Annotated in this window: 27 protein-coding genes; 10 read left to right on the forward strand and 17 right to left on the reverse strand. The window is 66.8% G+C overall.

Annotation, left to right across the window (positions count from 1 at the left end):
* Positions 1-150: 150 nt before the first annotated feature.
* Positions 151-342, reverse strand: coding sequence for a hypothetical protein (locus AU192_RS12165; protein WP_064348755.1), 192 nt, complete (start codon positions 340-342; stop codon positions 151-153).
* A 33-nt stretch (positions 343-375) separates the two neighbouring features.
* Positions 376-1,686 (reverse strand): NAD(P)/FAD-dependent oxidoreductase, encoded by a 1,311-nt coding sequence (locus AU192_RS12170; RefSeq protein ID WP_064396429.1) that lies wholly within the window; start codon positions 1,684-1,686, stop codon positions 376-378.
* 45 nt (positions 1,687-1,731) lie between these two features.
* On the opposite strand from AU192_RS12170, the gene AU192_RS12175 reads away from it, so the two are divergent.
* From AU192_RS12175 to AU192_RS12185, 3 genes are all read left to right on the forward strand, one after another.
* Positions 1,732-2,544 (forward strand): hypothetical protein, encoded by an 813-nt coding sequence (locus tag AU192_RS12175; protein WP_064396431.1) that lies wholly within the window; start codon positions 1,732-1,734, stop codon positions 2,542-2,544.
* A gap of 186 nt (positions 2,545-2,730) precedes the next feature.
* A complete protein-coding gene (locus tag AU192_RS12180) occupies positions 2,731-3,036 on the forward strand; it encodes a hypothetical protein (RefSeq protein ID WP_064396432.1) in 306 nt (101 codons plus the stop codon).
* 74 nt (positions 3,037-3,110) lie between these two features.
* Complete coding sequence (locus tag AU192_RS12185) at positions 3,111-4,058, forward strand: ankyrin repeat domain-containing protein (protein ID WP_064396434.1); 948 nt, start codon at positions 3,111-3,113, stop codon at positions 4,056-4,058.
* 15 nt (positions 4,059-4,073) lie between these two features.
* Here AU192_RS12185 and AU192_RS12190 read toward each other — a convergent pair whose 3' ends face one another.
* The 5 genes from AU192_RS12190 to AU192_RS12210 form a co-directional block, all read right to left on the reverse strand.
* On the reverse strand, positions 4,074-4,439 hold the full coding sequence (locus AU192_RS12190) for a DUF732 domain-containing protein (protein WP_064396435.1): 366 nt from the start codon (positions 4,437-4,439) through the stop codon (positions 4,074-4,076).
* 25 nt (positions 4,440-4,464) lie between these two features.
* The gene (locus tag AU192_RS12195) at positions 4,465-5,046 is read right to left on the reverse strand and encodes a hypothetical protein (protein ID WP_207544936.1); all 582 of its coding nucleotides are present in this window, start codon (positions 5,044-5,046) and stop codon (positions 4,465-4,467) included.
* Between the two features lie 119 nt (positions 5,047-5,165).
* On the reverse strand, positions 5,166-5,351 hold the full coding sequence (locus AU192_RS12200; RefSeq protein ID WP_064396437.1) for a hypothetical protein: 186 nt from the start codon (positions 5,349-5,351) through the stop codon (positions 5,166-5,168).
* Positions 5,348-5,785, reverse strand: a complete 438-nt coding sequence (locus AU192_RS12205) for a hypothetical protein (RefSeq protein ID WP_064396439.1) — start codon at positions 5,783-5,785, stop codon at positions 5,348-5,350. The genes AU192_RS12200 and AU192_RS12205 overlap by 4 nt, the downstream gene beginning before the upstream one ends.
* A gap of 45 nt (positions 5,786-5,830) precedes the next feature.
* Positions 5,831-6,634, reverse strand: a complete 804-nt coding sequence (locus AU192_RS12210) for a nuclear transport factor 2 family protein (RefSeq protein ID WP_064396441.1) — start codon at positions 6,632-6,634, stop codon at positions 5,831-5,833.
* 107 nt (positions 6,635-6,741) lie between these two features.
* On the opposite strand from AU192_RS12210, the gene AU192_RS12215 reads away from it, so the two are divergent.
* Positions 6,742-7,149, forward strand: coding sequence for a hypothetical protein (locus tag AU192_RS12215; RefSeq protein WP_064396443.1), 408 nt, complete (start codon positions 6,742-6,744; stop codon positions 7,147-7,149).
* A gap of 21 nt (positions 7,150-7,170) precedes the next feature.
* Here the strand turns inward: AU192_RS12215 and AU192_RS12220 are convergent, their stop codons facing one another.
* A complete protein-coding gene (locus tag AU192_RS12220; RefSeq protein WP_064396445.1) occupies positions 7,171-8,169 on the reverse strand; it encodes an esterase family protein in 999 nt (332 codons plus the stop codon).
* 269 nt (positions 8,170-8,438) lie between these two features.
* Between AU192_RS12220 and AU192_RS12225 the strand changes: the two genes are divergently transcribed.
* The gene (locus AU192_RS12225; protein WP_064396446.1) at positions 8,439-9,896 is read left to right on the forward strand and encodes an aldehyde dehydrogenase; all 1,458 of its coding nucleotides are present in this window, start codon (positions 8,439-8,441) and stop codon (positions 9,894-9,896) included.
* On the opposite strand, the gene AU192_RS12230 is transcribed toward AU192_RS12225, so the two are convergent.
* The 5 genes from AU192_RS12230 to AU192_RS12250 are packed head-to-tail and all read right to left on the reverse strand — an operon-like array spanning position 9,888 to position 13,976.
* Positions 9,888-10,307 (reverse strand): MaoC family dehydratase, encoded by a 420-nt coding sequence (locus AU192_RS12230; protein WP_064396448.1) that lies wholly within the window; start codon positions 10,305-10,307, stop codon positions 9,888-9,890. The two genes, AU192_RS12225 and AU192_RS12230, sit on opposite strands and share 9 nt — an antisense overlap.
* On the reverse strand, positions 10,307-10,780 hold the full coding sequence (locus AU192_RS12235) for a MaoC family dehydratase (protein WP_064396531.1): 474 nt from the start codon (positions 10,778-10,780) through the stop codon (positions 10,307-10,309). Before AU192_RS12235 ends, AU192_RS12230 begins: the two co-directional genes overlap by 1 nt.
* A 53-nt stretch (positions 10,781-10,833) precedes the next feature.
* Positions 10,834-11,247, reverse strand: coding sequence for a nuclear transport factor 2 family protein (locus tag AU192_RS12240; RefSeq protein ID WP_064396450.1), 414 nt, complete (start codon positions 11,245-11,247; stop codon positions 10,834-10,836).
* A gap of 12 nt (positions 11,248-11,259) precedes the next feature.
* Entirely contained in the window at positions 11,260-12,861 is a 1,602-nt protein-coding gene (locus AU192_RS12245) for an AMP-binding protein (protein ID WP_064396452.1), read from the reverse strand.
* On the reverse strand, positions 12,861-13,976 hold the full coding sequence (locus tag AU192_RS12250) for an aromatic ring-hydroxylating oxygenase subunit alpha (RefSeq protein ID WP_064396454.1): 1,116 nt from the start codon (positions 13,974-13,976) through the stop codon (positions 12,861-12,863). The genes AU192_RS12245 and AU192_RS12250 overlap by 1 nt, the downstream gene beginning before the upstream one ends.
* A gap of 105 nt (positions 13,977-14,081) precedes the next feature.
* On the opposite strand from AU192_RS12250, the gene AU192_RS12255 reads away from it, so the two are divergent.
* A complete protein-coding gene (locus AU192_RS12255) occupies positions 14,082-15,323 on the forward strand; it encodes a cytochrome P450 (protein ID WP_064396456.1) in 1,242 nt (413 codons plus the stop codon).
* Between the two features lies 1 nt (position 15,324).
* Here AU192_RS12255 and AU192_RS12260 read toward each other — a convergent pair whose 3' ends face one another.
* Complete coding sequence (locus tag AU192_RS12260) at positions 15,325-17,658, reverse strand: CaiB/BaiF CoA transferase family protein (protein WP_064396459.1); 2,334 nt, start codon at positions 17,656-17,658, stop codon at positions 15,325-15,327.
* Between the two features lie 72 nt (positions 17,659-17,730).
* Here AU192_RS12260 and AU192_RS12265 point away from each other — a divergent pair, with 72 nt between their 5' ends.
* The 4 genes from AU192_RS12265 to AU192_RS12280 all read left to right on the forward strand — a co-directional run bounded on the left by AU192_RS12265 (position 17,731) and on the right by AU192_RS12280 (position 21,732).
* Positions 17,731-18,540 (forward strand): FadR/GntR family transcriptional regulator, encoded by an 810-nt coding sequence (locus AU192_RS12265; RefSeq protein WP_064396461.1) that lies wholly within the window; start codon positions 17,731-17,733, stop codon positions 18,538-18,540.
* A gap of 19 nt (positions 18,541-18,559) precedes the next feature.
* Positions 18,560-19,273, forward strand: a complete 714-nt coding sequence (locus AU192_RS12270; RefSeq protein WP_064396463.1) for an SDR family NAD(P)-dependent oxidoreductase — start codon at positions 18,560-18,562, stop codon at positions 19,271-19,273.
* 99 nt (positions 19,274-19,372) lie between these two features.
* A complete protein-coding gene (locus AU192_RS12275) occupies positions 19,373-20,578 on the forward strand; it encodes a cytochrome P450 (protein WP_064396465.1) in 1,206 nt (401 codons plus the stop codon).
* Complete coding sequence (locus tag AU192_RS12280; RefSeq protein ID WP_064396467.1) at positions 20,575-21,732, forward strand: Zn-dependent alcohol dehydrogenase; 1,158 nt, start codon at positions 20,575-20,577, stop codon at positions 21,730-21,732. The genes AU192_RS12275 and AU192_RS12280 overlap by 4 nt, the downstream gene beginning before the upstream one ends.
* Before the next feature lie 27 nt (positions 21,733-21,759).
* Here the strand turns inward: AU192_RS12280 and AU192_RS12285 are convergent, their stop codons facing one another.
* The 3 genes from AU192_RS12285 to AU192_RS12295 all read right to left on the reverse strand — a co-directional run bounded on the left by AU192_RS12285 (position 21,760) and on the right by AU192_RS12295 (position 24,180).
* Positions 21,760-21,996, reverse strand: coding sequence for a hypothetical protein (locus tag AU192_RS12285; protein WP_064396469.1), 237 nt, complete (start codon positions 21,994-21,996; stop codon positions 21,760-21,762).
* A gap of 122 nt (positions 21,997-22,118) precedes the next feature.
* The gene (locus AU192_RS12290) at positions 22,119-23,333 is read right to left on the reverse strand and encodes a cytochrome P450 (RefSeq protein WP_064396471.1); all 1,215 of its coding nucleotides are present in this window, start codon (positions 23,331-23,333) and stop codon (positions 22,119-22,121) included.
* Between the two features lie 10 nt (positions 23,334-23,343).
* Positions 23,344-24,180, reverse strand: coding sequence for a mycofactocin-coupled SDR family oxidoreductase (locus tag AU192_RS12295; RefSeq protein ID WP_064396473.1), 837 nt, complete (start codon positions 24,178-24,180; stop codon positions 23,344-23,346).
* Positions 24,181-24,190: the final 10 nt, after the last annotated feature.

Genomic DNA, 24,190 nt, shown 5'->3' on the forward strand with positions numbered 1-24,190 from the left:
GACGCACTACGTTGAGACCAGGACCGGCGCAGGCCACCCCAACCACCATTGACAAACACCACTTACGAAGGTGTCTGCACCGCGACACACCGCGCCCAGGCGTACAAAAGCGGTCGGTGGCGGACGGCGAGTGGCACGAGCCTGTCAGCGCTAGTACTTGCGGTCGCCCTCGCTGCTGTCGAAGAAGTCCCAGTCGCCATCGTCGTTCTTGACCTCCATGCGCCAGCCGAGCTCGGGGTCGGCCTTCTGGTCGACGAACCAGGCGTGGGCGTCGTCGGCGCTCTCGATGTCCTTGGTGTCGACAACCTCGCCCTTGGGATTCAGCACGCGATAAGTAGCCATGCCGACACAGTTCCCCGGTTCAACGGGTTTGAATCAGCCGGCTTTGGGCGTCGGAATACCCTCGCTGGCCGAGAACTCCGCGTCCTCCTGCGTGGACAGCCCGAACGAGACGACGGGCCGGTCGAAGAACGCATCGGTCAGATACGCCAGTGTGACCGCCCAGCGGTTGACGAACCGCGGAATGGCGTACACGTGGTAGGCCCGGGTCACGACCTTGGCGGGAAAGCCGGACAACTGGATGTTGAGCGGATTGGCCACGGCGTAGCGCGGGCCCAGGTCGACGACCAGCCCCATGTTGCGGTGCTTGTAACGCTTCGGCTTGCCCACACCGAGGCTGGCTGCGACGTTGCGCGCCAACACCTTTCCCTGCCGCGTGGCGTGCTGGGCGGTCGGCGGCGTGATCTTGCCCGGCTGGGTGACGTCGGGCACCGCGGCGGCATCGCCCCCGGCGAATACCCCGGAATGGCTGGGAACCTGGAGCTCCGTGGTCACTTTCAGCCGACCGCGCTCGGTCGGCAGCCCGAGCTTTTCGATCAGCGGCGCACCCGTCACACCGGTGACCCACGCCACGGTATGGGTGCGGATCAGCGAATCATCGCTGAGCACAACGTGTTCGGCGTGCACTTCCTTGAGCGTGACGCCCAGCCGGACATCGATGCCACGCTCTTTGAGCACACGCTGCGCCGCAGCGCCCAACTTCTCCCCGACTTCCGGCATCACCTGCTCGGCGAGGTCGAGCAGTAGGAACGTGACCTCGCTCGGGTCGAAGCCCATCTGGTTTGCGGCCGAATCGGCCAGCGCCCGCAGTTGCACCGCGAGTTCCGTCCCCGAGTACGACGCGCCGACGACGACGATCGTGCGCCGCGCCTGACGGCGGCCCGGATCGTCGTCGACGTCGGCCAGTTCGAGCTGCTGGATCACGTGATCGCGCAGATACAGCGCCTCGGCGGTCGACTTGAGACCACGCGCGTGCTCGGCGAGGCCGGGCACGTCGAACAGCTTGGTGACCGAACCGGGGGTCAGCACCAGCCGATCCCATGACAGCGCGCGCGACCGTTCCTCGGGATCGGTGAACGTGACGGTGCGTCCTTTGAAGTCGACCTCGTCGACCCGGCCGCGGATCGCCTGCACGCCGCGTAAGGCGTTGGCCAGCGGGATCGCGACGAAGCGGGCATCGACCAACCCGCCCGCGACGTCCGGCAACAGCGGCGTGTACAGCATGTAGTCGACCGGTGAGATGAGTGAGATCTCGACGTCGGGGCGCTCTTTACGCAATTTCTTGGCCAGTGTGCGCGCACATTCGAAACCGGTGAAGCCGCTGCCGACGATTACCACGGAGGTCATGGGCCCGACTGTACGGAACCGGTCCCGGCGGGGAATGCTGGAGGCATGACGCGCCCGGAACCTCTGCGCCGATTCGATCCGTTCCGTCCCATCGACATGTTGACCGCGTTGAGGTCGTCGGCCGCGGTGACGCCGGTCACCACAGGCGCCGCCGCGGCGTACCGCACGCTGTTCATGACCGTGCGCCGGCTGGTGGTGGGCAGGCGGCTCAGCGTCAAACTCGACGATGCGGACCTGACGCTGACGGTCACCGAGTTCGACTCGCACCTCGACTCCCGCGGCCTGTCGGTCGGCCAGCTCAACGACGTCCGGCTGGCCGCGCGCGACATCCGGTGCAACGAGGCCCGGTTCGACCATGCCACCGCGGTGTTGCACAACGTCCACATACGACCGACGGCACCACCGGTCCTGGTCGCGGCGCCCGTCGAGCTGACGCTGGAGATTCCGGCGCCGGTTCTCGACGACGTGTTCCGTTGGGCCGCGCCGAGGCTCGCGGGCGCGATCGGCGCCGACGGTGTGGCCCGGCTGCGCCTTGCACGACGGCCGGGGGCCGGCCACCTCGAGGTCGACGCCCATCTGGACGGCTCGACGCTGTGGCTCAAACCACGTTGCATCGCCTTTCGCCGGACCCGCTGTCCGCTGCCGGCGCGGACCCCGGCCTATCCCGTGCGGCTGCCCGAACTGCCGCACGGTGTCCGACTGACCGGAATCAGCTTCGCACCGGGCGTGGTACGGCTGTCGGCGTCGGTGGCGGAGTGGCGGATGGACCTGCCGCTGACCAGACTCGAGGACATTCTCGGACAGTTGAGCGTCGTCGGCCGTCCGCTGCAACTGAGCCGGTTGGGCCGCCTGCTCTGAGGTTATTGCGCACACCGAACAACGTTGCGCCGCTTAAAATCTGCCATTCTTTCGACCATTTCCTGCCAGGGAATTAAGCCGGCTCCTTCTTCGTTGCCCCCTATGAGCCGATCGAACGCGTGCAACCCCGAAATCAATTGGCGGAAGACCGCTTCGGTGGCTCGCAGACATGAAAAGAGGCAGCATATGAAGAAGATTGGAATCGCAGCTGTAGCTAGCGGACTGGCAACCGCCCTGATCGGGCTGGCCGCACCGGTGGCCGCCGCACCTTCGGGGGCGCAGAACGCACAGGACACCATCAACCAGCTCAAGTCTGAGGGGTACCGGGTCGTCGTCACTCAGGTGGGCACCGCCCCGCTGAGCGAGGCCGAGGTGGTCGCGGTCCGCGAGGGCCCCACCTTCACCCGGATCGATGCGGGCAGCCCCGTGATCGGGAGCAGCCATAACTTCATCACGCATCAGGACCGTCTCGTCTACGTAGACGTGAAGTAGCCGGTTCGTGCAAGAGGGCACGAGAGGGGCACCCGCAAGGGTGCCCCTCTTCGCGTTTGGGCACAATCCTGGCTGTGGCCGAACTCGCCCGGTATCAGGACGGGCCCGCACGGGTCGTGATCCTGTCAGACGGCGCCGATGTGGTCTTCCAGACCCACTACGCCGACGGCGAACGGCCGAATACCACCGAAACCCGCATGCCGGTCTCCGATTTCATCGCCCGAGGCGAAGGTCCGTGGCCCTGGTACGACCTCGGTCCCAAACGCGAGGCTTCGTTGAGGGCGCTGACCGCGCTCGGCGTCGACCCACCGGATTGGACCCAGCCGCTACCACCGGATGTCCTTGACCTGTTTCGCCGGGCGCAGCGCGGCGACTCGGCGGTGATCGAGCTGCTCGCGATGGGTGCCGATCCCGATCCGGTGGATGCGTGTGGTGCATCACCGCTCTGGTATGCGGTGCGCTCCCCCGGGTTGGGCATCGCGGTGGCGTTGATCGATGCCGGCGCCGACGCGGGACGCCGCATCGAGTTGTCGGCTCACGGTGAGCGCTACACCACGATCCTGCACGAGATCGTGCGCAACGGTCGTACGGTGGCGCTGAACCACGCCCTGGCCAACGGCGTCTGCCCGGCGGTGCTCGACTCCGAGGGCGCGACACCGCTGCACGTGCTCAGCAGCGACGCCGACAACGTCAACCCGCAAGTGGTGCGCGCCCTGGTGCATGCCGGCGCGCCGGTTCAGGCAGCACTGCCCGACGGCACTCACCCCATCGACAGGGCCGCGCGGCTCGCGCTGCCCGCGACCGTCGCGGCGCTCGTGGACCACGGCGCCGACCCGGGGCGCGGGCTCGACGCGCTGATGGCGTGGTGGGCTCTCGGGGCGGAGGTCAGCGCCGAGAAGGCCGGTGTCGTGGCCGACGTCGTCGATGTGCTGCGCACTGGCGGCGCCGAGGTGACCGCACGACACCGTGACCTCGCGGCCGGTGCCGGCGTCGAGCGGGTGACGGCGGCCCTGCGTCCGTAGCAGATTTGGCGGGGTCTAGATCCCGAGGAACGGCAGCGGAATCGGCGAGTTACCGCTGCCGATCGACGACACCATTGCGGGGCAGAACATCGAGATGGCGATGCCGGTGAACATGGTCGCCGGACCGAGCGACATGCCGCCCATTTCGGCGACCTTGGCCGCGACGTTGGCGGCGTTCTGGCCCGGATCGGCCAGCATGGGACACACCTGCTGGCCGACGGCGACGGCACTGCTCGGATCGCTCATGACGACGCCTGCCTCGGACACCGCGTTGAGGAACGCGTCGTCGACGGGGTCGGCCTGCGCGGGCGCGGCCACCACGGCCGCTGCGGCGAGAAGTCCGGAGGTCAGCGCGAGCGCCGACACGGGTTTGCTAAACACCCGGGAAGCCTACGCTGTGGAACCCTCAGACGCCCGTCCAGGCGGTGTCGATGGTTGAGCCCACGTCGATCACCTTGGCCTTCTGGGAGGCCGGGCTGTCGATCTCGCCGGCGACGTGGGCGGCGATGAACCGCCGGATCTCGGCGTCGATGCCACCGAGAATGCGGACCATCTCGCCCCGCAGCGACTTGGACGTGACGTGGATGGAGATGTCGGAGGCCCGCGGTTTCTCGACGTCGAGGATCAACAGCAACGGTTCCGCGGCGCGTGCGGTCGCATTCAGCGCGATCTCGCCGAAAACCATGAACTTCGGCTTGTCGATGCGCAGATCGACCATCATGTCGATCTCCAGAGGGATGCGGATGGCGAACGTGATCATCGGGCCCACGTGGCGGGTGAGTCGCGGTTCCTGGATCCGCACCTTGGCGGTGACCTTCGCGATCTTGCCCGGACCCTGAGCGATCGGGCCCATCTCGAACTCGTCGCCGGCGATGTCGGCGATGGCGCTGCCGACGCGCTGCTCGGTCACGGCGACCTCGAAGAATCTGCGGCCGAATTCCTCGTAGGTGATCTCGGTGGGCTCATCGTCGACAGGCATGGTGCTCATACAGTCTCACGCGCCCAGTTCGCGCTGCACGCGACGCGACCGCCGCGACCGAATCGAGACACCTCGTACACGCCTCTCGCGACGTTCCCGCGACCGTTCTGCGACCCGTGTGCCCGCCGTCAACGACCGTCGTTGCTGCGTGCCTCGGCCCCGCTCTCCTCCGCATCGATAGCGTCGTCGGAGAACGTCTGGCCGACGTAGGTGCCGTCGTCGTCGCCGCTGTCCTTGCCGGCGCGCGAGGTTGCCACGTGGTCGTCCTCGGTGACGCCCTCTTCGCTGGTGTCGTCGTCTTCGCGCGGAGTCATGCGGCCGGATTACCCGCCGTGGAGGTGGTCAAACGGTCCCTCGACGGAGACCGGGGAGGCACCAACTTGAGCGCCAAAAGCCCCAGCACCGCCACGATGAGGGCCGGTGTCCCGTACAGCAGGACCCCCATCGCCAGCGTTGTCGTCGAACCGCTCATCGCGGCGGCCACCACGTAGACCGAGAACACCCAGCTCGCGGTCAGCGCGACGCTCATCACGACCACTGCGACGGCCATGCTGCGGGCAGGCCCGTAGTACCGGTAACCGGTGGCAGTGAGCACCGCGACGGTCGGGATGCCCAGGATCGCGGCGGCCGCCCATATCTGGTCGAGCGTCGCGAGCCGTCCGATTGTCGGAAGGATCAGGCACGACGCCAGCACCGCGGCCAGGACAACGCCCACAACGGCGATCTCGCGTGAATCAGTGTGTCGCATGGTTGCCGGGTTGCCCCGGCCCGAGGAGCCGAAACGTCGGGTGGTTCAGCCCACCGGTGCGGCGTAGTAGCGGATTCGCCTGATCGAGAACGGTTTCGCCGCCACGTCGGCAATGAGCACATCGCGCGACCCGGCGCCCTCGATGCCGCACACCAGGCTGTGACCCGAACCGATCAGTTTGCGCGAGCGGGCGCCGGTCAGCCGGGACAGCAGCTCGGTGCTGCCCATCGGCGCGTGCTCACCTGCGGTGATCTGTGCGCCGCCGCCCAACCAGCGCCGCAGTCCGACCTCGTCACCGGCATGGGCGGCCGCCAGGAACTCGTCGAACCGTCGCTTGCCCTGGGGGCCGATCCCACGGAAGCCGCCGAGAAAGCCGAGCGCCCCGACGATGCCCTGGTTCGTCAGTAGCCCCCGCGACAGTTGCAGCCCGGCGGGCACCGATCGGATCCCACCTCTGAGGAACTGCCCGACCATCGCCGGAAGTTCCCAATAGGCTGACAGCTCAGCGATTTTCAGCTCGTCCGCGTCGACTTCGACGTGGTAGCGCAGGTAGGCGGGAATCCGCATCGTCAAACCGGCCGCCATCTGCACCTCCAGCTCCAGATCGCGGATCACGGTCGAGCCGACGACGATGTCGACGTCGCGATGGAACGCGATGTCGCGCGGACCGACGAAGGTGTCATAGAAGCGGGCGATGGCCGCCGTCCCACGGTGCGGTTGCGAACCCACCGGGTCTTCGATGATCCCGTCGAAGGTGAAGGCGGCCACCCACGCCTCGCGGTCGTGAACGGCGACCGCGGCCGGGGATCGCTCGACGGCGGCCAGGGCGTCGGCCCGGGAGATGGCCATAGAGGTTGCCTACCACTTCGGGATCGCTTCAGTCGACTACTTCCCCGCATGCGGGCACACTGGAAGCGATACCGCGCACAGGTGCGGGCGCCCCAGGAGGAGGCACCATGAGCAGCAACGGCCCGTTCGGGTTCGACCCCGAGGAATTCGACCGCGTCGTGCGCGAAGCCGGTGAGGGTCTGCGTGACGCGCTCGACGGCTTCGGCAGGTTCTTCAGCACGTCGGGAGAACGCGCGGGCTGGGCCAACCTGGTCGACGAGTTCACCCGCTCGTCACGGCCGCGACGCGAGCCGGAGACCACCGGGGAGACCGGTGACGGGGTGTGGGCGATCTACACCGTGGACGACGACGGCGGTGCGCACATCGAGCAGGTCTACCCCACCGAGTTGGATGCGCTGCGGGCCAACAAGAACAACACCGATCCCACCCGCAAGGTGCGCTTCCTGCCGTACGGCATCGCGGTCAGCGTCTTGGACGCATCCGATCCCGACTCCACTCCCGACGACGACGCCTAGCGCGAAACCGTGTGCGCCGCTTCACTGTTGGTTTGTCGGCTGGACTTCGAGCACTCGCTGGATATCGGGTTTCATCTGCTGTAACTGCTGGCCTGCATAGCCCCAGCTGTGGATGCCCGCGGGGAAGTTGAAGACGCCGTTGTTCCCGCCGGCGGCGATGTATGCGTCGACGAACGCCCGGTTCGACTCGATCGCGAAGCCCTCGAGGAAGCCGAGGCCGGCGATGGGTGCGTCGGGGTTGGTCAGCGCGGGATCGGTGAGTGTGCCGTCGCCGCAGTAGATCCAGACGCGCGTTCCGTTGGCGGCGAGCCGACCGGCCTGCACCGTGGGATCGTTGCGGGCCCATGCCGGATCGCCGGGTGGGCCCCACATCGCGGCGGGATCGAAGCCGCCGTTCCACATCTGGGCGACCCTGACCTGACCTGGGCCGTTGGGCGCGGACAGGTTCAGAAAGCCCGACAGCGATCCGGCGTAACTGAACAGTTGCGGGTGGTAGGCCGCCAGGATCAGCGCCGCCGAACCGCCCATCGAGAACCCGACCACGGCGTTGCGGGTCGGCCGGATCCCTTTGTTGGAGGCCAGCCACGCCGGAAGTTCCTGGGTGAGGAAGGTCTCCCACTTGTAGGTGTAGGTCGTGCCGTTGCCGACCGCGGGCGCATACCAGTCGGAGTAGAAGCTCGACTTGCCGCCGACGGGCATCACCACCGAGATGCCGGAGCCGTCATACCAGTCGAAGGCCTGGGTGTTGATGTCCCAGCCGTTGAGGTCGTCGCCCGCCTCCATGCTGTCGAGCAGATACAACGCCGGTGAGTCGTCGCCGGCACCGAGGAACTCGACGCGGACGGTGCGGTTCATCGCCGCCGACGGCACTTCCAGGTGTTCGATCGGAAGGTTCGGATTCGAAAAGGCCTGTGCGGTTGGGCTCGCACCGCCGGCAGCGAGGGCCGGCAGCATCGCGGCGGCCACCGTCGCTGCAGCCCAGGTAGCCCGGCGCAATGACAGCCACTTCACGAGCGCCATCGATGACCTCCCTATCATCGCCGACTCTGAGCGGACGATACGCCCGCGAGAGCCATCACCCGCGGTTTTCGCAACACTCGCCCCTATTTCACGAAATGGCATTCCGGCAGGGAAAGTTCGAGTGGACGCCTGCCGGAATGCCGTTTCGCGCCCGAGTGGGCGCACGGTCTCGGCGCGCCATTTTGCTAAGTTTGCATAAATAGTGACTTTGGCGGGCGTAGGGTGCGCTCGATGCGAAAGTCGCCCGTGGGTCGACGAGGAGGCGCGTCATGAGATCGCTGACATACGAACGGCTTTTCATCGGCGGCCGATGGGAAGCGCCGGCCACCGGGCAACGTATCGCGGTCATCTCACCGCACACCGAGGAGCGGATCGGCGAGACACCGGAGGCCACCGCCGGCGATGTCGACCGCGCGGTGCAGGCCGCGCGCAAGGCGTTCGACGCGGGCCCGTGGCCGCGGATGACCGTCGACGAACGCATGGAGAAGGTCGAGAAGCTCGCCACGGTCTACGCGGCTCACACCGACGAGATGGCCGACCTCATCACCGCGGAGATGGGCTCGCCGCGCAGCTTCAGCCGGCTGGGGCAGGCCACCGGTGCGCTGGCCCAGATGCATCTGACCCTGGCCACCGCGAAGGAGTTCCCGTGGATCGAGCGGCGCCGAGGGTTGTTCGGCGACGTCCAGATTCGGCGCGCACCCGTCGGCGTGGTCGGTGCAATCGTGCCGTGGAACGTGCCGCAGTTCCTCATCATGCCGAAGATGATTCCGGCGCTCATCGCGGGCTGCGCGGTCGTGGTCAAACCGGCTCCCGAGACGCCCATCGACGCGCTGTGGCTGGCCGAGATGCTCGAGGAAGTCGACCTCCCCGAAGGCGTCGTCTCGGTCCTTCCCGGCGGACGCGACACCGGTGAGCACCTGGTGCGTCACCCCGGGGTGGACAAGGTCTCATTCACCGGTTCGTCGGCCACCGGACGCCATATCGCCGCCGTATGCGGGGAGCAACTCAAACGCGTCAGCCTCGAGTTGGGCGGCAAGTCGGCGGCGATCATCCTCGACGACGCCGACATCGACCGCACGGTCGAGCATTTGAAGACGGCCAGCCTGATGAACAACGGGCAGGCGTGCGTCGCGCAGACGCGGATCCTGGTGAGCGAACGCCGACACGACGATGTGGTGGACGCGCTGAGCGCGATGATGTCGGGGCTTCAAGTGGGTGATCCCGCCGACGATGCCACCGACATCGGCCCGCTGGTGGCGCAACGTCAACAGCAGAGGGTGCAGGGTTACATCGACGCGGGGCTCACCGAGGGGGCCCGAATGGTGTTGGGCGGCACCGACTCACCGCGTGAGCGCGGATGGTACGTCCAGCCCACGCTGTTCACCGACGCGACCAACGAGATGCGTATCGCCCGCGAGGAGATCTTCGGGCCGGTGCTGACCGTGCTGACGTACTCCGACGAACGCGACGCGATTCGGATCGCCAACGACAGCGACTACGGACTGGCAGGCTCGGTCTGGACGGCCGACATCGCGCACGGGCTGGAGATCGCCGCGCAGATTCGGACCGGTACCTACGGGATCAACATGTACACGCTCGATACGACCATGCCGTTCGGCGGGTTCAAGCAGTCCGGAATCGGACGCGAGTTCGGCGCGGAGGGACTGTCTGAGTACGTCGAGTTGCAGACGACCATCAGCGCGGACAAGATGCCCGACCTAACGTGACAGCTCGAGCGTCAGCTCCGCCGGGCAGCACAGCTCTCCGCGTTGGTTGGTCACGGTGATCTGCAGATCGAGAAGGCCGCTGTCCCGCTTGGCCACGACGCGCCCGCGACCCACCATCGAGTCGCCGGCGTAGATGGAGCCCAGCAGGGTGATCTTGCGGCGCAGCACCCGGCTGTAGGGGCCGGCCCAGTCGGTGGCGATGCGGTCGACGAATCCGGCGACGTGCATCGTGTTGACGAAGATCGTCGGATACCCCTGTTGTTTGGCGTAGCGCGGATCGTAGTGTCCCGGAAAGTAATCCCACGTCGCACCGGGGTTCATCACGACGCGCTGGTAGTCGATGTGGTCCACGAGTTCCGGCAGGTCCGTGGGGACCGTGACCCGCTCCCATTGCACGCCGTCCTCTCCCATCACGCTTGCGCCTCGGGTGTGAACCGGAACAAGGTGTTGCGGTTGACGGCGACCAAGGTGCCGTCGTCGCGGCGGAACTCGTCGCACGTCTGCACGAAGTGGCCGATCCCGAGGCGGGTGCGCTTTGAAGGCGAGACCGACACGACCTCCTCGATCAGGTGCAAGCGATCCCCTTCCACGATGGCGCAGGGGAACTCGGCGTCGTTGGCGGCGTTGATGAACGTGGTCCCGGGCAGCGGCACGCGAATCGCAATCGCGGCGACCGGCGGTCGGCCGTTCGGCAGCCACGGCGGCGGGATCAGCCATCCCATCAGCAGCCCGGGCGGGGCCAGCAACCCGCCCCACTGGCGGCGGGCGAAATCGTCGTCCCAGTAACCCGGATTGGAGTCGTGGACCATGGCCGCGAAGTGCTGGATGCGTGCCGCGCTCACCGCGGTCCCTGCGTAGCGCGGCTCCGTGCGTGTGCCGACCATCTGCAACGCGTCGTCATACGTGCCGAACGCCAGCTCGTAGCGGACAGTCTCGGTCACCCCGGCAGCGCGCTCTCACGCGGAACCGCATCCCACGCCAGTCGGCGCGAGGCGAAGTACCACCCGCCGCGCTCGTAGACGAGACGGTCGGTGTAGCTGCCGGTGGCCTGGAGTTCGTTGTTGCAGAACAGCAATGCGACGCACTGTTGACTCGCTTCGATGCCGTCGACGGTGATGTCGTGGTCGACGGTGACCAGTCGCCGACCGTTGCCGCCGTCGAAAGCGTCGGCAAGGGTGGTGAACGACTCCTCGCCCCTGGTGTAGGTCGCACCGGAATGCCGGAAGGTGGTGAGCCAGCCGGCCAGGTCACCGCTGGAGAACAACCGGTTGTGCCTGGCGTCGAGGTTGAGGATTCCTGCCCGCCCCGCCAGCCCGTCGAGCACGTACTGCTGTTGGTAGCTCAATGCCATCGTGTGACTCCTTCACCGACTCACGAGGTAGCCGTGGGCTTCTCGGTCCCACACCGCCGAGCTCAGGCCGCGTTGTCGTAGAAGATCCTTTCGCACCCGCCCGATGACGTTCTTCGGAATCTCGTCCAGCACTTCGAGGTACCGGGGCACGCAGAAGTACGGCATGCGCGCCGCGCAGAAGTCCAGTAGCTCGGGAAGGTCGACCGTCACGCCGGGACGAACAGCCACGACGACGAGGATGTCGTCCTCACCCAAATCGCTCGGGACGGCGACCGCGGCGGCTTCGGCGACCGCCGGGTGCTGCATCACCACCTGCTCGAGTTCGACCAAGGACACGTTCTCCCCACGCCTGCGCAGGGAGTCCTTGGCGCGGTCGACGAACGTCAGATTGCGGTTGTTGTCGAGGTAACCCAGATCGCCCGTCCGGAACCACTCCGGGTGGGGTTCGACCCGCAGGCCGCGGTGCCCGGGCGCGGACGACACATACCCCTCGCTCATCACATGCGCTGTCCGCGGCCGGCACGCGATCTCACCCGTCACCCCGACGGCGACGGGGCTGCCGTCCCCGTCGACGATGCGTACCTCGAAGGCCGGGTTGACTTGTCCTGACGTACCCGGGACGCCGTCGTCCGAAACCGCCTTGTATGCGATCGGAAACGCCTCGGTCAGCCCGTACATCGTCACCACGCGGCACCGGTACCGGTCCTCGATCGCGCGGTACAGCTCAGCCGAAATGGGTGCAGCCGAGATGAAGCGGATCCCGAGCTGCGCGTCGCGGGGGTCGGGCGGCAGAGTCCACAGCATCGACACCATCGCACCCGCCCCGGCGAACCCTGCTGCGCCACAGGCCCGCAGCTCGTCGCCCACCTCGGCGGGGTGGAACGCGCTCGCCAACACGCTGGTGGCGCCGACGAGCATCGGCGCCAGCACCGTCGGGGCGGCGCTGAGGTGGAACAGCGGCATCGCCGTCCAGATCACGTCGCCGCGGCCGTACTCCCACGCCGACGCGACGGTGGCAGCCGCGACGAACAGGTAGTGCCACGTGGTCGCCACCGCCTTCGACGCACCGGTGGTTCCCGAGGTGAAGAACAGCGCGCCTACGTCGTCGGCATCGGTGTGCACCGTCGGGCAGGTGGCACCGTGCGCTGTGCTCAATTGCGCGGCGACCGAATCGTCGATCAGCAGGGTCGCCGCCGGAGCGTCGAGCTGGTCGACCACCTCGGCGAGTCGAACGCGGCGGGCCTCGTCGGTCACCACCAGCCTGGCCTGCGACACGTTCAGCGCGTTCGACAGGAAATCATCCTTGTTCGCGGCGTTGACCGCCGCACTCACCGCGCCCAACCGGGCGGCGCCGAGCCAGAAGTACACCCACTCCGGACAGGTGCCGGCGAACAGCGCGACGGTGTCACCGCTGCGCACGCCGCGGTCGGCCAGCATCGCTGCGGCGGCGCAGGACCGGTCGCGCATCTGGGCGAACGTGATGGGCGCACCGTCGATCGACATCATCACCTCGTCGCCGAACTGGTCGGCACGGCGGTCGAGAACCGAAGCGACCGTGAACCGTTGGACGCCGAAAGCCGCAGGCTCCACGCGCCATGCCCGGTCCGTGGACATCACACCTGCGCCGCGGACGGGTCGGGTTCGCCGGTTGCCGTGTACCCGAAGTCGGTCGCCGACGGTTGGGTGCCGGGATAGAACCGGTGCGCCCAGCGGCGCAGCGCGGCGTAGTCGCGGGCCTCCTCGGGCGCAAGGTTCGGTTTCTCCAGGTACTTCATGTTCTCCCAGGTGAAGAAGTCCTGTTTGATGACTTCCTGCTGCAGCTGCAAGAACTTCGCCGCCCGGCCGGTGGGCTTGTCGCCGCGATCACCGGCTTCGCGGATGGATGCCTGAGTGTAGAAGTAATCGGTGTAGTCCTCGTCGACCGGCGTCTGGCCGGTCACCTGGACGGTGGCGACCAGCTCCGACGGGAAGCGCACGACGCCGAGGCCCAGCGAATAGTTGTCGTAGATGATCTTCGCGTCCACCGGCCCGTTCGGGGTGAGCCACGTCTTGGCCCGTCCCCCACCGAAATTCGCGTTCACCGTCGCATGCAGGTGGTAGCCGGACACTTCGAACGACGCGGTGTTGGCGGGATTGGCCGCCTTGTGCACGTACTGGACGTGGTAGGGGTCCGCCGCGTTCTCGATGATCATCTGCGCATGCACCTTGACCCTGTTGACCATCCGGGTGTGGGGGTGCAGCGGGTAGTACTCGTCGGTCTCGAGTTCGGGTAACACCGGTGGCTGCCAGTACGGCGCGCGGCCGTGACGTTCGTGCCAGACGAGGATGAAGCCGTACCACTCGGTGCACGGGTAGCGCTTGATCCGTACGTTCTGTTTGCAGCCGATCTTGCTGTACGGGATCAGCGCGTTGGTGCCCTCACCGGTCCACTGCCAGCCGTGCCACGGGCAGACGATGTTCTCGCCCTCGACGGTGCCGCCGACGCCCATGTTCGCGCCCAGGTGCTGACAGTAGGCGTCGAGCACGTTGACCCGACCCGACTGCGTCCGGAAGATCACCAGCTCCTCGCCGAAGTAGTGGGCGCGTTTGACCTGACCGTCGGCCAGGTCCGAGGAGAACCCGACGATGAACCATCCGGTCGGGAACCGGTAGGTCGACAGGCTGATTCCGCTGGGCCCGAACTCGCGCTCCGACGGGTCGAGGGTGGGATCGTCGACCGTATCCGCCATCGCAACTCCGTCCGCGCACGCACCAGCCGGGCTCAGCGGCGCTGTCCGTTGCCTATTTTTACTATTTTAGGCATTCTGGGTCAAGGACGGCGAAGGGAACCGCGCATGACAGCGACCACTCCGGTCGACCTGTCCGATCCGGCGTTGTGGCAGAACGGTTTTCCCGACGCGCTGTTCACAGAGCTGCGGCGCGAGCGACCGATCTTCAAACACGAACTCACCGACCGGGTGGCGGCGACGCTGAAGCGCGACTTCTGGATGACGACCAAGGTGCATCACATGCACCGCATCCACCGTGACACCGAATCGTTCACCGCCGCCGAGGGACCGCTGATCCAGGGTGTGGGTGCGGTGGGTGCGTTCCCGACGATCATCAACATGGATCCGCCCGAACTACTCAAGCGGCGCCGGGTGATGTCACACGCGTTCACCCCGAAGGCGATCGGGAAGCTCGAACAGGACATCCGCACGAGGGCCGCCGGCCTGATCGACCACTTGCTGGAGCGCGGCGGCGGCGACTGGATCGCTGATGTCGCCGATGTTCTGCCCATGTCGGTGATCGGTGACATCGTGGGCATACCCGAGGAGGACAGACCGGAGATCTTCGAGACCTTCGACCTGATCCTGCAGGCGAATTCGGCCTCGTCGGGACGGGAGGCCGAACAGCAGCATCTCGAGCTGTTCGGCAAGGTCTTCACCTACGCCTCGGAACTGACCGCCGCAAAGCGCCTGCGACCCACCGACGACATCTGGAGCACCCTGGCCACGGCCGTGGTGACCGACGAGGACGGCGAGCAACTGTCGATTCCGACCACCGAGCTCGACATCTTCTTCTTCGTGATCGCGTTCGCGGGCAGCGACACCACGAAGAACGCATTGGCCTACGGGCTCCGGGCGTTCGTCGACAATCCCGACCAGATCGAGCGCTACCGCGCGGACCCATCGGTGCGCCAGTCCGCGGTCGAAGAGGTGCTGCGATGGTCCACCCCGGTAGCGTTCTGGAGCAGGGTCACCAAGGTCGATGTCGAGATCGACGGCGTCACCATCCCCCGAGACGAACGCGTGGTGTCGATGTTGCGGTCGGCCAACCGCGACGAGGACGTCTTCGCCGATCCGTTCGCATTCGACATCGGTCGTACGGACAACCCGCACGTGGCTTTCGGCGGTGGCGGACCGCACCACTGCCTCGGTGCGGTGCTGGCCCGGGCGGAGATTCGCGCTGTGCTCGACGAGGTGTTGTGCAGGGCCGAGGACATCACGCTCGGGCGGGTCGACGTCACCTATCCGAGCCTCACCAACAACATGACGATCTACCACTCGATGCCGATCTCGTTGCGGCGACGCTGATTCACAACCCCTTCGGGCGCGAACCGATGACACCCTGGGCCTCGAGCCGCTCCAGGTCGCTTGCGGTCAGACCGCACAGTGTGGTGAGGACCTCGGCGTTGTGCTCACCGAGTGTCGGCGGTGGGCGCTGCAGCCAGTTTTCGCTGTCGGCCAGCGGCGTGAACGGTGGGCACGGGTAGAGGTTTTCCCCGGTACGGGAATGGTCGAGGCGTTCGAAGAACCCGCGGTGCCGCAGTTGAGGGTTCTCGGTGACGAGTGATGGCGACACCACGACCGCGGCGGGCACGCCCGCACGTACCAACTCCTCCGCGGCGGCTTCGGCGTCGCGTGCGCCAAGCCAGGTCTCGAGCTCCGCTGCCCCGGTGAGGTCGGCCAGCGCGGCGCATTCGCCTTCGGTGCGCGCGGCAAGTGCGATCCAGCTGTCGTCGCCTGCGCACCGATAGACATCCTGTATGGCCGCCCCGTACCCCCGGTTGCCTCGTCGTTCCATCACCCGCCCGAACACCTCGTATTCGATCGTCTGAACGGCTGTTACGTTGAGCACCGCTTCGATCATCGGCACCTCGACGAGCTGACCCTCACCGGTACGGTCGGCGAACTCGAGTGCAGCGAGCGTCGCGAAGGCGGCGTGCGCACCGGCGAGCGGATCACAGGCTCCGCGCGGGGCGATCGGTGGGCCGTCGGGCATCCCAGTGACCCAGGCAAGGCCGGCGATCTGCTCCATCGTCGGAGCGAAACCGACGCGGTCGCGCCAGGGTCCGGTCAATCCGAACGCGGGCATCCGCACCACGACCAGGCGCGGATTGAGGGCGAGCAGTTCCGCTGCGTCGAGGCCGAATTGCTCCATCACGCGCGGCGAGAAGTTCTCCACCACGACGTCCGCCCCGCCGATCAGGCGCCGAACCAGCCGAAGCCCCTCCTCGGACTGCAGATCGAGGGTGACCGACCGCTTGTTGGTGTTCATCGCGTGGAAGACCCAGCCGTACTCCCACCAGTCGTCGACGTCCTTGCGCATCCCGCCCGAATAGCGGATACCGTCCGGGCGCTGGATGGATTCGACTTTGATGACGTCCGCGCCGAACGCAGCCAACGAATGGGTGGCAGCCGGACCGGCCCAGAACGCGGTGAAGTCGACGACCCGCACCCCCGCGAGGGGCATGCGCTCGGTCGGCGCCGATTCGGCACGCAGATCCCGTAATTCCCAGAGCCTTTCATCGTCACCGTCCCCGACCGCGGGTGAGGTGGCCACCGGTGCGGGACGCGCGCTCGACATCAGCCACGGGGGCCTCGGCTGGCGGAACCCGGCCGGGTTGTCGATGTAGACCCCGCGTTCGCGAAGGTGATCCATAGACGGAATGGTCGCGCCGTTGCCCAACGGCGCCAACGGCAACCGGAACAGCTGTCCCAGTTCGACGATCTCGGCGACCGTGCGTTCCCTCATCCACGGGTCGATGCGTTCGCGGATCCAGTCGCGGTAGTCCCACCGGCCGATCTGGAACTGCAACTGGGCGATCTCCGTAAACTCCGGGCAGTCGACCATCGCGGCGAAGTCCAGCCACTGCTGGCCGGTCACCATGCTGATACCGACGTAGCCGTCCTTGGCGGGTTCGATGGACGGCACCTCCACCGACCGCCGCACGGGCGGGACTTGCAGGAGCGCCGAATGCAGCCATTCCCCACTCTGCATCAGCGTGATGGCCTCGAGCATCGACATGTCGAGGTGGCCACCCGCTCCGCCGTCACGTACGCGCCGCCGCAGAGCCAGCGCACCGTAGGCGGCCCACGTACCACCCATGTACTCCCCCAGGTCTCCGCCGATCGAGATCGGCGGACCCGCCGGATCGCCACGAAACCCGGTGAGCCCCGACGCGGCCTGCAGCGTGAATTCGGTGGCGGGCCGCCCAGACCACGGCCCTGTCCAGCCGAAGTCCGAGATCGAGACGACTATGCATCCGGGCGAGGCCGCCAGCAGCGCGTCGGGGTCGACACCGTACCGTCGGGCCGTGGCCTGTCCGGCGGTCACCACGATGATGTCGGCGCACGACAGAAGATGACTCGAAATGGCTGTGACGCTCCGCTTTCCGGCGTTGAGATAGCAGAACAGCGGTGAGTCGGCGTCGTCATGTAGCGTGCTGTCGCTGACCGTGACCCGGCGCAGCGGATCTCCTTCGGGTGGTTCGACCTTGACCACATCGGCGCCCGCGTCGGCAAGAAGCTTGCCGCAGTACGCCCCGGCGATGCGGTCGCTGATCTCGAGGACACGCACATCGTGCAGCGGGGTGGCTACCGTGCCACTCACACCGTCGCCCACGCATACCTCCCGGTCCGCCGTCATCTTAGTGACCATCGGCGCATGGCACGGCAACGCTGCAGGTGGTCGGGCTATCACTGTTAATATTGCTAAGATATGACAACACTGGGAATCGGGCCCGAGGCACGTCGCCGCCTCGGGGCGCGCCGCACAGCGGAGATCGTCGCCGACGAGCTGCGCCGCCAGATCATCGAGGGTGAGCTCAACGACGGTGACCTGCTGCCGCGTCAGGAAGTGCTCGTCGAGCAGTTCAGCGTGAGCCTGGTGTCGTTACGAGAAGCCTTGCGAATTCTGGAGACTGAAGGCCTCGTATCGGTGCGTCGAGGCAACCGTGGCGGAGCGGTCGTGCACGCGCCCGCCAAAGCCAGCGCCGCCTACATGCTTGGCCTGCTGTTGCAGAGTGACTACGTGCCGCTCGCCGACCTCGGCACGGCGCTACAGGAACTCGATCCGATGTGTGCGGCGCTCGCCGCGCGCAGACCCGACCGCGGTAAGACGCTCATCCCCAAACTCCGGGACCTCAATGCGGCGATGGCCGAACACATCGACGACGGAGCGCGATTCACCGAGATCGGCGGGCAGTTCCACGACGAGATCGTCCGCGGCTGCGGTAACCACACGATGATCGCGGTCGTCGGCAGCCTGGAGACACTGTGGACCGGGCACCTGAACTGGTGGGCCGAAGACAGCGCCGCCAAAGGCGAGTACCCGGCGATGAACAAGCGCCGCATCGCGTTGACCGTCCACACCAAGATCGCCGACGCGATCGAGGCGGGTGACGACGAACGCGCCCGCAAGCTGGCCGCCAAGCACGTGGCCGACACTCAGACCTACCTGTTGGCAGGAAATCCCGAACAACGGATCGTCGCACTGTCACCGCAGGCGCTCGCGCAGCGGAAGCGTTAGACCGCTTGAAAGGCATTGTGTGCGAACGGCTTTGATCACCGGCGGTAGCGGTGGTATCGGCAAGGCGTGCGGCCGCAAGCTCGCCGAACTCGGTTACGACGTGGTGTTGACGGCACGGCGGGAGGCGCCGCTGCGGGCCGCCGCCGAGGAGATGGGCGCACGCTACGTCGTCGCCGACGCGAGCCTGCCGTCGGGGTTCGCCCCCGCCGTCGAGGCGACAGGCACCATCGACCTGCTAGTGCACGCCTCGGGGATCCTCGGTGGAACGTACGCCCGCAAACAGACTTTCGAGCAGTGGCGCGCGACCATGTCGGCGAACCTGGACTCCTGCTTCGTGGTGACGTCGGCCGCGCTCCCACGGATGCGGGCCGGCTCGCGGTTCGTGTTCATCTCGTCGTCGGCGGCGCATGAGCCGATGCGCGCCCGCACCGCCTACTCGGCGGCGAAGGCGGGCATGAACGCGTTCGCCGGCGCGCTGGCGCAGGAGGTCGACCGCGACGGGATCAACGTGCACGTCGTCACTCCCGGGCCCGTCGAGACCGAGATGCTTCAGGACGTGCCGTTCGAGATGTACGCGATCCGGGCAGCGGATGTGGCCGACGCCGTCGCCTGGCTCGACACCGTCGACCCGGCGGTGGACGTGCCGGAGATCAGGTTGCATGCGATCACGCGCGGACCGTCGGCCCGTCCGCCCGTCGTCCCCCTCGAGGCACAACGCCGCGCCAACACGTGATTTCGATGGCTCCGCCGTTCCTTCGCTTACCTTGACCTGGATTACCTAAAATAGTAAAGATGGGCGGGTAGAGCGCCCACCCCGCTGCCGGGAGGCAAGGTGACGATCAGCACCCGTTCGGATGACCAGACCGCTCCCGATGTGGCCGGCGATCCCTACGGTTTCTTCGAGCGCATGCGCACGACGGAGCCGGTGTGGCGCGGCACGATCATGGACACCACCGACATCCCGCCGGAGTTGCTGCCACCGGAGGAATGGACGCTGTTTGACTACGACAGCGTGTACAACGCCTTCCGCGACAGCGACGTCTACGGCTCGGAGGTGTACCACCGCACCATCGAGTTGGTGTTCGGCCCGACGATCCTCGGGATGCACGGCAAGCAGCATCACGACCACCGCAGCCTGGTGGCCAAGGCGTTCCGGCAGACCGCGCTGGCTCAGTGGGAACCCGAGGTGATTGTCCCGATCTGCGAGAAGCTGGTCGACGAGTTCATCGACGACGGCGAGGTCGATCTGGTCAAGGCGGTGACCTTCGAGTTCCCGACCCGCGTCACCGCAGAGCTGTTGGGGCTCCCGCAAGACGATCTGGAGATGTTCCGCCGCCTCTCACTCGAACTGATCTCGATCACCGAAGACATCGAGGCAGGATTGACCGCTTCGGTCGAACTCGGCGCGTACTTCCAGGAGCAGGTGGACCAGCGGCGCCGCCGGATGACCGACGACGTCATCGGCGACCTGGTCGGTGCTGAGATCGACGGTGAGCGGCTGACCGACGAGGCGATCATCTCGTTTCTGCGGCTGTTGCTGCCCGCCGGGCTGGAGACCACCTACCGGTCGTCGGGCAACCTGCTGTATCTGCTGTTGACGCACCCTGACCAACTCGAGGCGGTCCAACGCAACCGTGAGCTGATCGGAGCCGCGTTCGAGGAGGGGTTGCGTTTCGAGACGCCGTTGGTGACGGTTCCGAGGTCCACGACGTGCGACGTGGAAATCCACGGCGTCCCCATACCGAAGGGCGCACAGGTCAACCTCTGTATCGGATCGGCAAACCGCGACGAAAAGCGTTGGGAAAACGCGAATGTATTCGACATCCACCGCCCGCGGCGTGCTCACACCTCGTTCGCCGGTGGGCTGCACAGCTGTCTGGGAATGCATCTGGCCCGAGTGGAGACCCGCGTGATGTTGACCAGCTTGTTCGACCGCGCAACGGATTTCGAACTGCAGGTCGATGAGGACACGCGGCTCGCCGGTTTGCCGTTCCGCTCGCCCATCCATCTGCCGGTTACCTTCCGCCCGACACGATGAGGAGCCGGGCGGCGATTCTGCACGACGTCGGCGGTCCGTGGTCGGTCGAAGAGTTCGAACTCGACCCGCCGCGAGCCGGTGAGGTGCTCGTCGAGATGGCCGCGGCCGGGTTGTGCCACTCCGACGATCACATCCTCAAGGGCGACATGTCGGTCTCCAACGAGATCGCCCGCCAGTACGGTCTGACGCCGATGTTCCCGATGATCGGGGGCCATGAGGGCTCCGGCAGGGTGGTCGAGATCGGCGAGGGTGTCGCCGAATTCGCGGTCGGCGACCACGTCGTGATGTCGTTCGTCGCGGTGTGCGGGCGATGCCGCTGGTGCGCCTCCGGGTTGGAGTACCTGTGCGACGAGGGCGCCGGGACGATGGTGCCAGGCATGCCGACCGACCAGACCTTTCGCCACCACACCGCCGACGGCCGTCCACTCGGCCATCTGTCGAAGGTCGGCGCCTTCGCCGAGCACACCGTGGTGTCGGTGCACTCGCTGGTCAAGGTCGACCCGCACCTGCCGCTCGTCACGAGCGCGCTGCTGTCCTGCGCGGTCCCGACGGGCTACGGTTCGGCGGCCAACCGCGCGAACGTGCGCGGCGGTGACACCGTCGTGGTGATCGGGGCCGGTGGCATCGGAACCGCGGCGATCCAAGGCGCGCGAATCAACGGCGCCGCGCAGATCGTGGCCGTCGATCCCGTCGAGTTCAAACAGAAGGCAGCGCTGCAGTTCGGTGCCACACACAGTGTCTCGACCGTTGCAGAAGCACTCGATCTGGTCCGCGACCTCACCAGCGGCGTCATGGCGGACAGCGTGATTGCCGCGCCGTCGCTGATCGCAGGCGAGGACGTCGACGCCTACCTGAAGCTGACGCGCAAGGGCGGCACCTGCGTGCTGACCGGGATGACGGCCCAGACGACACGATCGGCGAAGATCGCGCTGCAGGACTTCATCCTGTGGAACAAGAACCTCGTCGGCACCGTCTTCGGTTCCTGCAACCCGCGATCCGACATCGGCCGGCTGGCCACCCTCTACCAGTCGGGCCTGCTCCAACTCGACGAGATGATCACCCGCCGGTATCGGCTCGACGACATCAACACCGCGTACGAAGACCTGTTAGAGGGCGAGATCATCCGAGGCGTCATCGATTTCGCGCTCGACTAGACCGCAGGCAGTCTGGCCGGATCGCGACTAGTACTGGCCCAGTGGGCGACACACGTTGGAGATCGGATTCCAGTACTCGCCCGGTGCGCATGCCAGCGGGGCGGTCGCCACCGGACCGCGACACACGTTCGCGACCGGATCCCACCACCCGTTCGGGCAGTCGAGGGGTTGCGCCGCACCGGTTGCCGAGGTTGCGATCGAGAATGCCGCGATCGGGCCGGCAGCTGCGGCGAGGACCATTGCACGAGAAATGATCTTGCTCATGCGACGAGCTTGCCCCAAACGACGCCGTCGCAAACCGCCGGCTCCAGAGAAACCCTCTAAGGGGTTGATCGCACGCATCAGGTACGTGCGATCAACCCGTTAAGTCCCCAAAGCTGCTCGCCTCAGGGCAATACGACGTCGAGCCGCTCCCAGCCGCGGACCGTCGACGTCGGCGCCAGCCGCGCGGTCTCGGTGTCGATGTCCCACTCCGGCCACCGGTTGAGCAGCTCGTCGAGGGCGACGCGGCCCTCCAACCGGGCGAGGTTAGCGCCCAGACAGTAGTGCACCCCTTTGCCGAACGTGATGTGGCTGATGTTGTCCCGGTGGATGTCGAACGTGTCCGGATTGTCGTAGCGGCGCGGGTCCCGGTTGGCCGCCCCGAACATCAGGAGTATCGCGCTGCCGGCCGGCACGGTCCGCCCGTGCGCCTCGAAATCCCTTGTGACCAAGCGCGCCACGTTGTGACCGGTCGGCTCGTACCGCAACGTCTCGTCGACCACACGCTGCAACAACGACCGGTCCGCGACGACCTCGCGGCGTTGATCAGGGTGCTCGGCGAGCACTTTGGCCAGCCAGCCGATGAGCCGGCCGGTGGTCTCGTTGCCTGCGCCCGCGACCACCTGCGTGTAGTGCAGGACCTCTTTGCGGGTGAGCTTGCGCGTCACGCCGTTCTCGTCCTCGAACTCGACGTTGAGAAGGGCGGTCATCAAGTCGTCCGAGGGGTTCTTTGCGCGCCAGTCGACGTATTCGGCGTAGATGCTGCCGTCGGCGATCTTGTCCGCCCGTACCACCTTCATGGGTGAGCCGGGTTTGGTGCGCAGGCTCGCGTCGTTGGCGTCGCGCACCGTCACCTGCTCCGATTCGGGGATGCCGAGCAGCATCCCGATGACGCGCATGGGCATCATCGACGCGAGCTCGGCGATGATGTCGAACCGCTCGGCGCCGACCAACGGATTGAGGCAGTTGACGCAGTACTGGCGGATCTGGTCCTCGAGCTCGGCCATCCGACGTGGGGTGAACACCCGCGACATCAGGCCGCGCAGCCTCGTGTGTACCGGCGGATCCTCCATCATCATCACGCCTTTGGGCATCTCGAACTCCGACTGGATGAGTTCGAGGATGTCGCCGCGGCTGTTGGAGAATGTCTGCCAGTCGAGCAGCGCCCGCTCGACGTCGTCGTGGCGCGACAACGCCCAGAAGTCGTAGGACTCGTTGTAATAGAGCGGCGCTTCCTCCCGCAGGCGGACATACGTCGGATACGGGTCGGCGACGATGTCCACCCGGTACGGGTCGTAGTAAACGGCGCTGCCGTGGGCCTTCTCGTCAACAGCTGTCATCGGTTCTCCCCTACTTCAGGAGGCTGCCGGCGTCGACGGGCAGAGTCACGCCGGTGATGTAGCGGGCTTCGTCGGAGGCGAGGAACAGCACCGCGTTGCTGATGTCGACCGGCTCCACCCACGGGATCGGAAGGAAATGGAACGACTGGCAGATCGGCGCGAGATCGTCAGGTCCCGGGTTCTCCAGGTCCGGACGAAACAGCCGGTAGGTCGGCTCGTTCATCAACAGCGGGGTGCACACATGAGTCGGGTGCACGCTGTTGACCCGGATCGAGTGCGCTCCGAGTTCGACGGCGAAGGTGCGCATCAGCCCGACGACACCATGCTTCGCGGCGATGTAGTGGCCCACCTGCGGGTAGGCCTTGGTGCCGCCGACCGAGCTGGTGAGGATGATCGATCCGCCCCGGCCGCCGGCCAGAAGATGTGGCACCGCCGCTTTGACGGTCTTCCACACGCCGCTGAGGTTGACGTCGATCGTCTCGTCGAAGCGGTCCTCGGCCATCTTGTGCAGCTTCACGCCGGTGGTGCCGATGCCGGCGTTGGCCACGACGATGTCGAGGCCACCGAGTTGTTCCACGCCGTTATCCACGGCGGACTTCAGCGCGTCGAAGTCGCGGACGTCGACTTCGGCCGTGACGATGCGTCGGTCGAGGTTCTTGACCATGTCGGCGGTCTCGGCGAGGTCCTCGGGAGTGGCTGCCGGTGCGGTCGAGTCCTCGAAACCTCGGCAGATGTCGACCGCGATGACGTCGGCGCCCTCCTGCGCCAGCCGCACCGCGTGGCTGCGTCCCTGACCGCGTGCCGCACCGGTGACGAACGCGACCTTGCCTGCTACCCGACCCGCCATCGCCGCAGCT

Origin of the sequence: Mycobacterium lehmannii, from assembly GCF_001499925.1 — a bacterium.
GTDB classification, from domain to species: domain Bacteria; phylum Actinomycetota; class Actinomycetes; order Mycobacteriales; family Mycobacteriaceae; genus Mycobacterium; species Mycobacterium lehmannii.